This window comes from Aureispira sp. CCB-E (assembly GCF_031326345.1).
In the GTDB taxonomy this organism is placed as follows: domain Bacteria; phylum Bacteroidota; class Bacteroidia; order Chitinophagales; family Saprospiraceae; genus Aureispira.
On the sequence record NZ_CP133671.1, the window covers coordinates 4,846,472 to 4,862,255 of the forward strand.

At 36.5% G+C, this 15,784-nt stretch carries 11 protein-coding genes; all 11 read right to left on the reverse strand.

Going from position 1 to position 15,784, the window contains the following annotated elements; all coding sequences use genetic code 11:
- Window positions 1-5: 5 nt before the first annotated feature.
- Complete coding sequence (locus QP953_RS18745; RefSeq protein ID WP_309552356.1) at window positions 6-764, reverse strand: hydroxymethylpyrimidine/phosphomethylpyrimidine kinase; 759 nt, start codon at window positions 762-764, stop codon at window positions 6-8.
- On the reverse strand, window positions 734-1,351 hold the full coding sequence (locus tag QP953_RS18750; RefSeq protein ID WP_309552358.1) for a thiamine phosphate synthase: 618 nt from the start codon (window positions 1,349-1,351) through the stop codon (window positions 734-736). The genes QP953_RS18745 and QP953_RS18750 overlap by 31 nt, the downstream gene beginning before the upstream one ends.
- A 49-nt stretch (window positions 1,352-1,400) precedes the next feature.
- Window positions 1,401-2,213 (reverse strand): class D beta-lactamase, encoded by an 813-nt coding sequence (gene blaOXA, locus QP953_RS18755; protein ID WP_052599401.1) that lies wholly within the window; start codon window positions 2,211-2,213, stop codon window positions 1,401-1,403.
- Window positions 2,214-2,298: 85 nt separating this feature from the next.
- Entirely contained in the window at window positions 2,299-3,642 is a 1,344-nt protein-coding gene (gene allB / locus QP953_RS18760; RefSeq protein WP_309552360.1) for an allantoinase AllB, read from the reverse strand.
- 4 nt (window positions 3,643-3,646) lie between these two features.
- Complete coding sequence (locus QP953_RS18765; RefSeq protein ID WP_052599399.1) at window positions 3,647-4,426, reverse strand: leucine-rich repeat domain-containing protein; 780 nt, start codon at window positions 4,424-4,426, stop codon at window positions 3,647-3,649.
- Between the two features lie 3 nt (window positions 4,427-4,429).
- Complete coding sequence (locus tag QP953_RS18770; protein WP_309552361.1) at window positions 4,430-5,848, reverse strand: urate hydroxylase PuuD; 1,419 nt, start codon at window positions 5,846-5,848, stop codon at window positions 4,430-4,432.
- Between the two features lie 222 nt (window positions 5,849-6,070).
- A complete protein-coding gene (locus tag QP953_RS18775) occupies window positions 6,071-8,326 on the reverse strand; it encodes a molybdopterin cofactor-binding domain-containing protein (RefSeq protein WP_309552363.1) in 2,256 nt (751 codons plus the stop codon).
- A gap of 290 nt (window positions 8,327-8,616) precedes the next feature.
- Window positions 8,617-10,452 carry a T9SS type A sorting domain-containing protein gene (locus QP953_RS18780; RefSeq protein WP_309552364.1) on the reverse strand — a complete coding sequence of 612 codons (1,836 nt, stop codon included), beginning with the start codon at window positions 10,450-10,452 and terminating at the stop codon, window positions 8,617-8,619.
- A gap of 219 nt (window positions 10,453-10,671) precedes the next feature.
- Window positions 10,672-12,141, reverse strand: a complete 1,470-nt coding sequence (locus QP953_RS18785) for a tail fiber domain-containing protein (protein ID WP_309552366.1) — start codon at window positions 12,139-12,141, stop codon at window positions 10,672-10,674.
- A gap of 240 nt (window positions 12,142-12,381) precedes the next feature.
- Window positions 12,382-13,956: a tail fiber domain-containing protein gene (locus tag QP953_RS18790; protein WP_309552368.1), complete on the reverse strand. Its 1,575-nt coding sequence runs from the start codon at window positions 13,954-13,956 to the stop codon at window positions 12,382-12,384.
- A gap of 212 nt (window positions 13,957-14,168) precedes the next feature.
- Window positions 14,169-15,563: an FAD binding domain-containing protein gene (locus QP953_RS18795; protein WP_309552370.1), complete on the reverse strand. Its 1,395-nt coding sequence runs from the start codon at window positions 15,561-15,563 to the stop codon at window positions 14,169-14,171.
- Window positions 15,564-15,784 lie beyond the last annotated feature (221 nt).

Here is a 15,784-nt window from a genome sequence, read left to right on the forward strand (position 1 = left end):
AATCATCAAAAATGGTGGTACCCCAACAACGTTTCATTTGAATTCAAAAAACGAGTAATATAATCTTTTGCCTGTTTGCAAGCTACTGGCAAAGTCTTTCCCAAAGCTAAATTAGCAACAATCGCCGCAGAAAGAACACAGCCTGAACCATGTTTTTCATAAGTAGTAATTGTTTTAGGTCGGTACTCGTACAACTCGCCCTTTGTCAATAAAAAATCGGTTCCTTTTTGCATGGGATTATGACCGCCTTTATACAATATATTGCAGTACTCCGACAAGCGTTTTGCTACTGTCATTAAGTTTGTTGCCTGCGCATCAATTTTTGCTAATTCCTGCGCATTAGGAGTTAATAAATAAATGTTGGGCAGCCACTTTTCTAAGTATTGCACACTGACTTGTTGGTGAAAATCAAACCCCGCACTAGCTCTAAAAATAGGATCAACAATAATTTTTATTTGTGGATTTAAGTCTAATAGCAAGGTTGTTATTTCTAATAACACCTCCCAATTTTCTATCAATCCAATTTTACAGCAATCAATCTGATATTGTTGGAAAAGTAAATTTATTTGCTGTTTGATTAAATCTATTTTTACCCATTCTACCCTCTGAAAAACAGACTCATGTTGAACGGTTATTGCAGTGGCGACTGTCAAACCTTGAACTTTATGAGCTTCCATCGTTTTAGCATCTGAGACCAAACCAGCCCCCCCACTAGGATCAAACCCCGCAATACTTAAAGCGTAAGGTCGTTTATTTTTTTGCATAATAACTGATAATTTTGAAGGACACTAGACAAGTCATTCCATACCGCCCCTAAAAAAGCAACTTCTCGAAAGCCCCATTCATAAGCAACCTCTAAGGTTTCCATTCCCATCCCTCCTAGCCCTACTAAGGCAAAAGAAAATTCCAATTCGGTTATTTGCCAATGCTCTGTAGGTTGGTAATTCTTTTTGGAAATACTAGGAAAAATAGGGCTAACCGTGCTATAATCTAAATTTGAGGGTAGACTAAACAATGCTTTTTTTTGATGCACAGAAGTTCCTACCAAGCATCCATTTTGGTGTTGTTCTGAGATCAATGCCTGTAATTCTTCGTTGTTCAAATGCTGTCGAGCAGCTTCTGTCAAATGCAAGCCCAACAAACCAAATTTTGATACTAATTCAGGATATTGGTGTACAATAATTCTTGAATAATATGAAGCATCTATTTGCTCTAACAAACAAGTATAAGCGTCTAGTGTCTGTTGTGGTTTGCGAAGATGCAAGCAAGGCAAGCCAACTTTAAATAAGCTATTTAATAAACTTGCTTCCCCCTCAAAAAAACTAGGTAAAGAATATAAGCGATGTTTCATGGCATTGTATTCAGCAAATTCTTATCGGAGTTTTAATAAAAATAGTATTTCAAATAACCCCCAAGTCTTTTAACACCGCTCCAACAATACTTTTTCGGCACATCATAAAGGTTTTGTCATCAATCTCGTTAATGCCAGCTTGTACATTATTAACAAATACAAAACGCTCTCCATCTGGTCGTTCTACATAACCTACAAACCAACCAATATTTTGTTCATCTACAATTCCCCAACCGGTTTTCCCTCTCATTTCCATTCCAGAAGAATCCGAAGCAATCAGCATAATATCTCGCATCTTATGTGCGGTAGATGGTTTTATTGGCAACTTATTTTCGACCAATCGCTCCATAAAATCCAACTGCTGATATGGTGTAATTTCAGATTTGCCTTTCAACCAAAATTCATCCAAATTTTCCTTCTGAATATCCATTCGTCCAAACTGCAATTTACCAACCCATTCTTGCATTTTCATAGGTCCTATCCGACGTGCTATTTCTTGATAATAGGGCACACAAGAAACCTGATAAGCTGATTTTAAAGTATGCCCTTGATTCCATGCAGATATTTTTCGAACAACAGAATCCCATTCAATGTATAAATTTTCATCCATTGCTACCCCTGTCTCCAATGCGATAATAGAGTTAGGAATTTTAAAAGTAGAAGCGGGAATAAAGCCTCGTTCACAGCGGTTCGAGTTATACACATACAACTGATCACTATTCAAAGATTTTAACAAAAAACATCCTTCTACTTGATTGTTTTTGTACAATTCATCCAAGTTCATGGTTGCATGTTCTTCTTTGGGAGAAGTGCAAGCCGCTATTCCAAACACAAGCAATACCCCCATGTACAATAGTTTCATAACCTTTTTTTGTTTTTGATTGGTATAAAATCAATAGTCGTTCAGCAAACTAAGCACAAAGTTATTCTAATACTCTATGGCTTGCTTATTTTAATAATAAAGCTCCTTTGTTTTTACTTGTTAAGCCCTCTTTAGTCCAAACAAAATTCCCATTTACAATGGTAGCCTCTACCACTCCTGTCAATTTTTGTCCCTCATAAGGGGAAACTTTATGTTTTGTTTGAAGCGTATCTAGACTGACCAAAAAAGAAGCTTCTGGGCTCCAAATTACAAAATCAGCATCATACCCTACCGCTATTTTACCTTTTTTATCTTCAAAACCTATAAATTGAGCGGGTGCTTGACATAACAGCATACTAAGACGTTCCAAACTCAAACCATAAGCTTGTCCTTTTGTCCACAAGGCAGATAATGTCAATTGAATGCCAGATATCCCCCCCCAAGCTTTTTGAAGGTTGCCTGTATCCAATGCCTTGATTGCAGGAGGTGCAGGAGAATGATCTGAACCAATAAAATCCAATGTTCCATCTAACAAAGCATCCCAAAGCAATTCATTATTGGCACGTTCTCGAATGGGTGGCGCACATTTAAAACGGGTATCTGCATTGGGTATATCCTCTGCACAAAAGTAAAGATAATGCGGACAAGTTTCTACGGTAATCGGTACTCCTCGCTTTTTGGCAGCTCGAATAGTATCTAGCGAATCCGCCGAAGCCAAATGCACGATGTGCGTCGGATGTTGGTATTTTTCTGCTAATTTTAACATCAAAGCAACCGCATTATTTTCCCAATGTTTGGGTCTAGATTTTAAATAAGCAGCATAGCTCATAGGATCCTGTTGCAAATCCTGATCATAACTTCCTGTTGTCAATTCACAATGTGCAAGAATCGGCAGATTAGTTCCTTTCAAAACTTCATAGGCAGCACACAATGTTTGTTCATCAACATTGGGGAATTCATCAATTCCACTGTACGTCAAAAATGCCTTGAACCCCAATACACCAGCTTTGGCTAAGGGCACCAAATCAGCCGTATTACTGGGAACTATACCGCCCCAAAATCCACTATTAATATGTAATTTTCCTTCCGTAGCAGCCAATTTATTATGCAGTTCTTGGGTATTAATTGTTACGGGGGAAGCATTCAAAGGCATATCTACTAGTGTCGTTACTCCTCCCGCTGCTGCTGCTGTTGTTCCTGTATCAAAACCTTCCCATTCGGTTCTTCCTGGTTCGTTGATATGAACATGAGGATCAATAATGCCCGGCATGATTACCAATTTGGTATAATCATAAAAAGGCAAGTTTTCAAGGTTTTGACGACCTTTTTTGATGGCTGTTATTTTTCCTTTTGTAATGGTGATGGAGAAGGCTCCAATCGCTTCTGGCAAAACAACACGTTCACTATAAATAACAAAACTTTCTTCCATATTCTTAAAAATAAATTGTGCAGTTAGGTAATAAGGACTGAATTCGCTCTTTCTCTTGATCTGAAAATTTATTTCGACTCAGATTCAACTGTTGCAAGCAATCCAAATACTTCAATTCTTCTGGCAGCGTTTGCAGATGATTGTCCTCTAATGACAAGTACGTTAATGGTGTATCAACCAAGCATTCAATCGTAGCTACAAAAGACCAAAGGGTGGTCTTTCCCAAATTTAAACGTTCTAATTTTTTGAGACGGTGCATTTCTGTAGGCAAGCAACTAATTGGGTTGAAATACAAATTTAAAGTAGTTAGCTGTTCCAAGTTCGCCAACGAATCAGGCAGCTCGTTAATTTGATTCCTCGTCACGTCTATTGTTTCCAATTCTTGCAATTCTCCAATTTCATTGGGCAATGAGAACAGGTTATTCCCAATCAAATACAATTGTTTCAAATTCTTTAAAAAACCTATTTCACAAGGCAACTCGTCAACACCGCAAGAACTTAACTCCAATCTTTCTAAACCAGACAAATAGCCAATATTGTTGGGTATGCGCCACAAATTCCCATTATAATAAGAAATCTCTTGAATCTTAAAAAGATCTGGTAATTGATGTTTTTTTCCTTTTACGATGTCTAAAAAGTCTAACAAAACATCCCAATCTTTCATCACGACATCAGCCGCAATTCCTTGCCCTGCTGCCAATTGGAGGGCTAAATCTATATTGGATGGAGCACCAGTTTTAATCAAATTCTGAATGTGCTCCCAAAAGCGTCCTTGCTCTTTCATAAACTATTCTAATCCAGCCCCCTGCATAATCCAAGTCTCTATTTTGGTTCGTTCGTCCATTGTCATTCTTGTTTTATTCCCTTGCGGCATTGTTTTGGTGATAACAGCCCGATTCATAATTTTATCCTTGGCTGCAATAATTTGTTCAGGCGTGTCAAACATCATTCCTCCTTGTGCCACAATAAACACATCATCTGTTGGATTTTTGGAATGACAGGGACGGCAACGCTGCCCTATAATCATTTCCACCTCCGAGAAGGGCACTTTAGCTGCATTTGCCAAGTCCTCTCTAGACTTTGGAGCCGTCCAGTAAATCGTTATTACTAGCAATAGCAAACTAACAGGAACAATCCAACGATTTAATTCGCCTCGCTCCCACTGATTGTGAAAATGCTTGATTCCTGCTCCTGCCAAGGATATTAGTAATAAGACTAAAACACTATGCTCATTTCCAAAGGTACTTGGGAAATGGTTGCTAATCATAATGAACAAGACAGGTAATGTAAAATAATTATTATGATAAGAACGCCAACCTGCCCGCTTGCCAACTTCTCCATTGGGTTCCCGCCCTTCTTTGGCTGCAAACACCATTTCTTTTTGAGCTGGAATAATCACAAAAAAGACATTGCCTGCCATCATCGTTCCCATAATCGCCCCCATATGAATATATGCTGCTCTTGGATTAAAAACAATAGATAAAACATAGGCAACAAGCAAGAGATAAATGACCATTATTAAGAAAAAAACAGGTCGTTTATTGGGCGCTAACAAAGAAGTTTGGGACAAGAGTTCGTAAAATATCCAAGAAAATAGAATAGACGAAATGCCAATCATAACTCCCAATACAGGTGTTAGTTCGGTAATTTCTGGGTTCAATAGAAAGGACTCGGCATTAAAATAATAGACAATTGTCAACAAACAAGTTCCTGTTAACCAAGTAAAATAAGCCTCGTATTTAAACCAATGTAAGTGGGGTGGAATTTTTTTGGGAGCTACTTTGTATTTTTCTAAAAAATAAAAGCCTCCTCCGTGAATTGCCCATAGGTTTCCAGCCAATTCATCTCGAATACCATGTTCTCTATTCAATGAATTTTCTAAGAACACAAAATAAAAAGAAGCACCTACCCACGAGATACCAAAGATGATGTGCAACCAACGGAAAATCAAATCTAACCACTCATGCAAGTGCGCTTGCCAAGGAGTTCCTGCTACTTGATTATAAATCAAATAAGCTGCTCCAAAAAAGAAGGCTATAAAAAAAAGCCACTTTCGAAAAAAGCTCATATTAGCAGCAAAATCCTTATCCTTTTCATTCTGACGTTTAGGATCTGCTTCATATTGTGCCACCATTTTTTTAATGATAACTGTTCCAAACAAACAGATGCTCACAACAATCCCTATCATTGTTTCTACTATGCCCATATATTGTTATTCTTATTGTTTATCATTTCCGAACAATTTGCATGACTTTGTTAGTTTTGCTATCTACTTAACAATAGTTCGTTGAAACCACGCAGTAGCAGCGCAGCTAACTAAAAGCACAGCACTCACGATTTCTATAAAAATCGCTACTACTGAATCGCTTTGTTTGCGAACTACTTGGTTACTTCATTCAACCCAAAACTGAGCAGCACTATTCAGCGATTATTTACGATACAAAGCCATCAAAACCCGTTCGTGTGTCATGGGAGCTTCAAACAATCCTATAGCCTTAGGATTGAAGGCTTTTATAGCATCTGTAATCGCAAAATGTGCCCCTATACCATACATTAATGGCGGTTCACCTACTGCTTTCGACTTCATAATTGCTAAATTAGAATGATTGGTATCTAAGAATTTGATATTAATTTCTTTGGGGACAGAAAAAACATCTGGTACTTTATAAGTAGACAAAGCAGCCGACAACAAACGTCCTTCTTTATTATAACGCAAGTCTTCCATTATCAACCACCCCATACCTTGTACCAAACCACCTTCCACTTGACCTTTGTCGATTATTTTGTTCATACTCTGTCCAAAATCGTGTACAATATGAACCGCATCAAATTCGTAGGTACCTCGAATGCAATCTACGGTGACTTCTGTAATCGCTGTTCCATAAACATGATATGCAAAGGGATGTCCCTTTTCTGTCGTTTTATCAAATTTCACCCTAGGCGTAGCATAATGCCCTTTCTCTGACAATTGGATTCTTGCTCCAAAAGCATTTAAGATCAAATTTTCCCAAGTCCAGTCCGTTTTTTCACCATCTACATACACCCACTCATCCTGTAAATTGACCGCATCAATAGATTCTAAATTAAATTCTTTTTGTACAAAGGCTTTTAACCTTAATCGTATAGCCTTGCAAGCAATTTGTAAAGCTCGCCCATTCAAATCTGCCCCTGCACTTGCTGCGGTTGGTGACGTATTGGCAACCCGCGTCGTATTGGTAGTTTCTAATTTTATTCGATCAGGATTTATTCCAAATGTTTGAGCAGCTACTTGTACCATTTTAGTATTGACCCCCTGCCCCATTTCTACGGCTCCTGTACTAACTCCAACACTACCATCTTGATAGATATGAACAAGTGCACGAGCATGATTCATAGGAGTATTGGTAAAGGAAATTCCGAAACAAATAGGCATTAACGCTACTCCTTTTTTCAAGTATTGATTCGTAGCATTGAATGCTGCCACACGCTCCCTAATTTGCTCTATTTTATAATCTTGTTCCGCTTGATTCCAAGTCTTTTCAGCTTCACAGTTTTCAACAATTTGCCCATAAGAAAATTCATCGCCATCTTTCAGTAAGTTCGCTTTTTGAATAATGGCACGATCAATATTTAAGGCTTCTGCTGCCATTGTAATGGCTGACTCGATGATAAATTTTCCTTGAGGTCCACCAAAGCCTCGAAAAGCAGTATTAGGCGGTAAGTTGGTGCGGCAACTTGTTGCCGATAAGCGTGTATTCGGCACAAAATAAGCATTGGTAGCATGAAACAATGTTCGTTCTAATACTGCTGGAGACAAGTCTGCCGCAGCACCTGCATTTTGATAATAATCTGCCTCATAGGCCATAATTTTGAAATTGCGATCCAACCCAATCTTAAAATCTGCGGAATATGGATGTCTTTTTCCTGTCATGCGCATATCTTCTTCCCTATCTAAGACCAATTTAACAGGTTTTTTGCTCAAATATGCTCCCAAAGCAGCCAAGACAGCAAAAGGCGTGGCTTGATCTTCTTTGCCACCAAAACCTCCTCCCAAACGACGTACATCGACTTCGATCTTGTGCATGGGTACTCCTAAGACTCGTGCAATTCCTCGCTGTACTTGAGTTGGCCCTTGAGTAGATGATACGATACGAATGCAATCATTTTCAACAGGAAAAGCATACGCTCCTTGACCTTCTATATACAAATGTTCTTGACCATTGCAGTCGGCACGCCCTTCATAGATATGCACACAGTCTTTCCACGCTTGCTCAACATCTCCCAATCGAAATGTTCGAACCGAACCAATAATTTCCCCTTTGGCAGCCGCCTCTCTAGGATCAACAATAATTGGTAATTCCTCTACTTCAAAGACAATTGCCTTTAATGCTTTGTGTGCCGCTTCTTTGGTCGTTGCCAAAATCAAAGCAATTGGTTGCCCTCTAAAATGTACTTCTCCATCAGCCAAGGCAGGTTCGTCAGGAAAAATGCCTCCAATTTGATTCTCTCCAGGAATATCTCGATGGGTAATAATGTATTTTACCCCTGCTAATTGCTTTGCCTTCGTTACATCCAGTTTTGTGATTTTTCCATGTGCTATTGGAGCGTCAAAAATAGCAGCAAACAAAGTTCCGCCTAAAATTGGCAAATCATCTACATAAATGGATTCGCCTCGTGTATGTGTATATGAATCTATATTTTTCATCGTATCTTTTTCTTGGCCAATAACAACTTTTTTGTTGTTCGTTCAAATTCATTCGACATTCAATATACTTACATTTTTTTTGCTATAAAATAAAAAATGATTTTATTTTACAGCTGTTGAACCTTATAGGTCGTGTTCTATCTCTTTGATTATTCACCAACTCAAGCAAGTTGATTCTATTTCGCAAAAAAAATCCTACTGAGTCATGGTCTCAATAGGATTGGTTATTTATACTACAAACGCACCATTTCATTAATTAGAAATTAGCTGCTTGGTATGGTTGGTTCTTGCTATTCTTTAATTACCTTAAGCACACTTGTTTTGTTGACTGTTTTGGTAGTAATAAAATAGATTCCTGATGGCTTGGGCAATTCTACGACAGTAGTTGCAGCATTTTTAGTTATCTTTTCCCTTACAACTTGTCCTGTCATATCTGTTATTTGAATTTGAACATTCTCATATAGCTCCCCAAACTCTAGTCTAATATCTTTTGAAGTAGGATTGGGATAAAACTTAACATCAATCTCATTACTAATTGCTGTTGTACTACTGTATAGACTACAATCTGTACTGAAGGTGGCGATAGCGTCAACATTTAACCAATTGTTTGCCGAATAAGTAGCATCGTCCACTTGAATGCAATACAAATTTGGATTGTTAATAATCGAAAGGTCCGACGTACTTATATTTAAATTATTGCCATTTTTCATATCCAAACTACTCAATTGGTTATTCGAACAATTGAGTACCCTTAAGTTGGCGTTACTACTCACATCCAAATTACTCAATTGGTTATTATAACAATTTAATACAGTTAAAATGGTATTATTACTTACATTCAAGCTGTTCAACTGGTTATCATAACAATCTAACTCTCTTAAGTTATTGCTACTTACATCCAAATTGCTTAACTGGTTATTATGACAATACAAATAAGCTAAGTCTACATTATTACTTACGTCCAAATTACTTAGTTGTGTATTAAAGCATCCTAACGCCCTTAGATTAACATTACTACTCACATCCAAGCTACTTAACTGGTTATTACCACAATATAAATAAGCCAAGTCTGCATTACTACTCACATCCAAGCTACTTAACTGATTGTTAAAACAATACAAACGAATCAAGTCGTTATTACTACTTACATCTAAACTGCTCAGTTGATTATCAGCACAATTTAATTCCCTCAAGATGGTGTTGCTACTCACATCCAAGCTGTTCAGTTGATTATCAGCACAATTTAATTCCCCTAAGATGGTATTGCTACTCACATCCAAGCTACTTAACTGCGTATAAGCACAATTCAATTCCTTTAAGATGGCATTGTTACTCACATCCAAGCTACCTAGTTGATTATTAAAACAATATAAACGATCCAAACTCGCATTATTACTTACATCCAAACCGTTTAATTGATTAGTAGAACAATATAAATAAGCCAAATTTGTGTTACTGCTCACATCCAAATTGCTCAATTGGTTATTAGAACCATTTAAATAAACTAAATTGACATTATTACTCACGTCCAAGCTTCCTAGTTGGTTATAAGAACAATCTAATTCAGTTAAGTTGACATTAGTACTCACATCTAAGTTGCTTAATTGATTATTAGAACCATTTAATATCGTTAAGTTAACATTACTGCTTACATCCAAACTACTTAGTTGGTTATTGTAATAACTTAATCCCGTTAAATTCGCATTATTACTTACATTCAAACTGCTTAACTGGTTATCAGAACAATATAAATAAGCCAAATTTGTGTTACTGCTCACGTCCAAACTGCTTAATCGGTTGTTATAACAATACAAATGAGTCAAATTGACATTACTACTCACATCCAAATTGCTCAATTGGTTATAAGAACACTTTAATTCTGTTAAGTTGGTAAAACTCTCAATTCCTGTCATATCAGTAATCCCTAGACCAGAACAATCGATACTTCCTGTATGCGCTACCGCCTCCGAAACTTGAATTTCATTATCTCCATTTGTATTAATAGTTGGTTCTCCCACCAAATATGCTTTAAAATTAGCGTTGGGAATGCTTACATTTTGAGCACTCGTTATTTTTCCTGTACACAACAGACATCCAACGATAGCTATTGTTATTATTATTTTCATTAAAAAAATCTTTTATGAGGTTATAAAATCAATAAAGGGTACATGCTTAATCTCAACAAGTTTTCTAGTTAAATCCGAAGATATTTAGCACAAAGCTTAGAAAGCAGTGTCAAGTTGAATGCAATTGAATAAAAAGCTCTGTAAACGTACACTTTGTAAATGAGTAGAAATTTTCTAAAAGTCAATTTTAAAAGTGTACGTTCTTATAAAAATATAATATTACTTAGTCAGAACCATTTTTTTACTAGCTACTATCTTATTATCAACAATCAGCGTATAGAGATAGATTCCAGCCTCTAAAGAACTGCCATCTAATGTCATGGTTGCCTCACCTCTATCTTGAATCTCCTTTATCAACAACTGTTTGCCATCAATCGTGCCTACTTGCAACAATGCCTGTTCTGTTTCTTTAGGAAGAAATACCTTAATTTGCGTTGCTTTTGAAAATGGATTGGGCGTATTTTGATACAATTTTGCTTTTGATACAGTCGATAACATTTCAGAATCTAACGTTACTGGTGTATTGGCTTTCAACAAAGCATCAATTTGAGCTTGTTGCTTCTGTATCAATGCTTTTAATTCATCATTTTGAGCACTTAATTCTTGCACAGATTTGACCAATGGCACGACAAATTCTGCGTACCGCAACCCATAGTGATCGTTTTCATTTTTAGGAGCATCGACTCCTCCAAAATATTCAAAGCCCAACTCTTTGGCTGTTGCTTCTACTTCTTGGGCAATAAATCCTGTTTGGTATTGCTTTGTATTGTTAATAGCAGCCTCCTCTAATTCAACACCCAAAAATTGATTAACAGCCTCATTATTGACATAATAACTTACAGGGCGCAAAGCTTTGATAAAGTCTAGACCAACAACATTTTCCTTTACATCTTCTTTGAAGCGCCCATCTGATAAATTCGTCCAATTTTGAGCGCCACCTATGCTAGTAATACCAAAATGCCCTACTCTAACTTGATAAGAAGCGGTCGGTACAGCATAAGCCCCCAAACCTGAAGAATACAAATAAGCACTCCCTGCCGATGTAGGTCCTGCTTTATAGCCTATAGCTGTATTTCCTGTACCAGTTGTATTGTATCTCAAAGCATCATAACCTATTGCTGTCAAGTTTTTGCCTGTTGTGTTAGCTCGTGCAGCGTTATTTCCCATAGCTGTATTTTTATCTCCTATTGTATTACTAGATAAGGAAAAGGCACCATGAGAAGTATTATAAGCACCATTAAGATTGTCATACATTGCTTGATAACCAGTACTTGTATTATAATTTCCTGTTTCATTTTTTTCTAAAGCAGAGCCTCCTAATGCTGTATTATATGCTCCTGTTGTATTCTTGTTAAGAGCAGAATTTCCGATAGCTGTATTTCGGCTACCTGTTGTATTAGAACGTAATGAAAATGTACCTAATCCTACATTTTCATCTCCTATAGTATTGTCATGCAAAGACAAACTGCCTATTCCTATGTTGCTATAACCAGAAGTATTACTATATAAGGAGTAAAAGCCAACACCGACATTATTGGTTCCAATAGTAGTGCTTTTACCTGAATAGTATCCTAAAAAAGTACTACCTGTACCTCCCGTTCCTGCACCTGTTCCATAACTAGTATTTGTTTGACCATTAACCAATCCAACTGAGCAACAAAGCCCAATTAACCATCCTAATTTTTTCATTTTTATTTAAGTTTTAAGTGTGATTGAATGATTCAAAGCTATGACTATCTGCCTATTGGGTCAACATGAAATTTTTCATTTGTGATAAAAACCAATATTTCAATTTCACCTAAACAAATAAAAATCAACAATTTATTATACGAACATTCAATTAATTTTAACATTTATGCCACCTACAGAAAAATCCCATCAAGAAAAGCGATCTTGATGGGATGATAAAAAAGTAACTATCTAATTTTTTTATTCTGTTACAACCATTTTTTTCGTAGTAACAATCTCATTATCAACAATCAATGTGTACAGATAAATTCCTGCTGATAGATTATTAGTTTCAATGGTCACCAACATTTCATTGCGGTCAGACACCTCTTTCAAAAACAATTGTTTTCCATCTATCGTACAAACTTGAATTATTGCCTGCTGTACTTCTTCAGGGACAAATAGTTTAATTTGCGTTTCTTTTGAAAATGGATTGGGCGTATTTTGGTATAATTTTGCTTTAGACAAAGTAGGTAGCGTTTTAGAATCTAAAGTTATTGGTGCATTGGCTTTCAACAAAGCATCAATTTGAGCTTGTTGCTCCTGTATCAATGCTTTTAATTCATCATTTTGAGCACTTAATTCTTGTACAGATTTTACCAATGGCACGACAAATTCTGCATATCGCAATCCATAATAATCATTTCCATTTTTAGGAGCATCGACTCCTCCAAAATATTCAAAGCCCAACTCTTTGGCTGTTGCTTCTACTTCTTGAGCAATAAATCCTGTTTGATATTGCTTTGTATTGTTAATAGCAGCCTCTTCTAACTCTACGTCTAAAAATTGATTGACAGCCTCTTTGTTAACATAATAACTAACAGGGCGCAAAGCTTTGATAAAGTCCAGACCAACAACATTTTCCTTTACATCTTCTTTGAAACGCCCATCTGATAAATTCGTCCAATTTTGGGCACCGCCTATGCTAGTAATTCCAGTATGTCCTACCCTTACTTGATACGAAGCAGTAGGGATAGCATAAGCTCCTAAACCAGAAGAATAGAAATAACCACTACCTGCTGATCCTGGACCAGCGTTATATCCTATAGCAGTATTGCCTATCCCCGTTGTGTTATAGCCTAAAGCAGTATTACCTATGGCCACATTTCGATATCCTCCTGCGTTATTTTTCAAAGCATCAGCTCCAACACCAACATTATTATAACCTAAAGTATTATCTTCTAGAGCCCTAGTACCGATAGCTGTATTTTTATAACCTGTCGTATTATAAAACATAGCACGATATCCCGTTGCTACATTTTCGCTGCCCGTTGTATTTTCTTGTAACGAATGACTTCCTGTAGCCACATTCGAATTTCCTGTTGTATTATAAAACAAAGCGTTGCTTCCCGTTGCTACGTTGTCAATCCCTTCAGTATTACTATACAAGGTATAATATCCAATCCCTACATTATGAATTCCATTGCTATTTTTGTTTAAGGTATAATAACCTACCGCTACATTATAATTTCCTATGGTGTTATTGTATAAGGAACTCATACCAACCCCAATATTGTAACTTCCTGTTGTATTCTTTCTCAAAGAACTGTAGCCCATGGCAACATTTCTCTGCCCCGTGGTATTGGTATACAAACTAAAAGCTCCAACAGCTGAATTATAACTAGCTGTAGTAGCAGTACCAGCACGTTGACCAAAAAATGAATTATAAGAACCTGCCGTTCCTGCTCCAGAACCATAATACGTTGGGGTTTGCCCATAAAGACTAATTGCAGCGCACAGCAACATTGAGCCTAAGCATAATTTTAAACTTTTCATTTATATTTAAGTTTTAAAAGTGATTGAATACTTTCAAAAGTAGATGAAAAATTTAGTGCTTACCATCCGTAAAATTACATATATTAAGTATACGTATTTTTAATAACCTAAGGCTATTCTTCCTCAAAAACAAGGATAAAAAAAGTCCCATCAAGATGTATATCCCCATAGAACTCAAATATTGATACAACTAAAAAAGCAACAAAATATCATTACACTACTAATTCAGGAAATAAGACTTGATAATGTGCTTTCATCAATTGACGCAACAACAAACGCTTGTATTCTTCAGAACCTCTAACATCGGAAATTGGGCTGATCTCTTCTTGTGCTATGTCCAAAGAATTTTTAAAAAGAGCTTCCGAAACTGTTTGTCCTGTTAAGTAAGCACTTGTCTTGGTTAAGTACTTAGGAACAGGTGCAACACCTCCTGCTGCTAGGCTTGCTTTTGTAATTTCACCGTGCAAATTGCACTCTATGTTTATCGCAGTATTAACAGAAGCAATATCCAAATAAGTACGCTTACAAACTTTTTCAAAATTAAAATAATGCTTCTCTGTTGGCAGATCAAAATTGATTTCTTGAACAAACTCTGTTTCTTTTTTATCCAGTGTTTTATAGCCCTTAAAAAAGTTCTTTAGTGGAATTTCTCTCAATGCCCCATTGTCATTTAATATGATATTACTATTCAACGCTAACAAGAACACCGCCAAATCACCAATTGGCGAAGCATTAACAAGGTTTCCTGCTACGGTTGCCATATTCCGAATTTGCAATGAAGATATTAAATTAAAAAAATGATCACTATTAGGGCTTAAACTTTGTATAAGTGGCGACTGCTTGAGTGCTTCGGTAGAGGTAGAGGCACCAATATGACATCGCCCATTTGCCTTCCAAATCCCCTTTAAATCTTGTCGTTGCGTTGTATGAACTATCTCTGCGGGCAACATTTCGGTGGGGCGCTGTACATACAAATCTGTCCCTCCCCCTACGAAAATTTTTTGTGCATCATGCCCCAAATCAGTTTCTTGAAGCACACATTCCTTGAGTTTCGTCTCAATATTGACAAAATAATTGGGCAAAAAACCATTTTCAACCAACCAATTTATCCTATTGTTGGTATCTAGTTCTTGCAATTCTTGCACAATCTGTTTAAGCGCTCGCTCAATTGATTTGTAGCCCGTGCATCGGCAGATATTACCAGCTATCGCCAAAATTCCTTTTTCTTGATTTTTAGGCTCTTTGGACAAGGCAAAACCGCATAAAGACATGATAAAACCAGGGGTACAGAAACCACATTGAGTTCCTCCTTCATCCGCTATTGCTGCTTGTATTTTATTTAATCTTATAATATTAACACCTTCTACGGTAACAATATGCTTGCTTTGCGCATTACCTAATGGCATCAAGCAAGAAGTAACCGATTCGTAAATTACCTCTGATCCAACTCTTGTTCCAACTAAAACGGTACAAGCGCCACAATCACCTTCACGACATCCGAGCTTGGTTCCTGTTAGACATTCTTTATATCGTATATAATCTGCCAATACCATCCCTGATGGTAAGTCAGTTTCTATTAATTCATTATTAAGAATAAATTTTATCATTTTATTAAACTTTTTTTTAAATCATTTATTTTTTCACTTTAAAAAAGTTAAAATACTAACTTTCATAAAGTTACAAAAAACATATCCATTAACACAAAACTAACACACAGTTAATAATTTGCTAAATTAACTTTTTTCCGTTACATAATTTGTAATATTCATTTTTTTTACGTATATTAGTATTACTAAGTAATACAGACAATACACGCACAACAAAACTA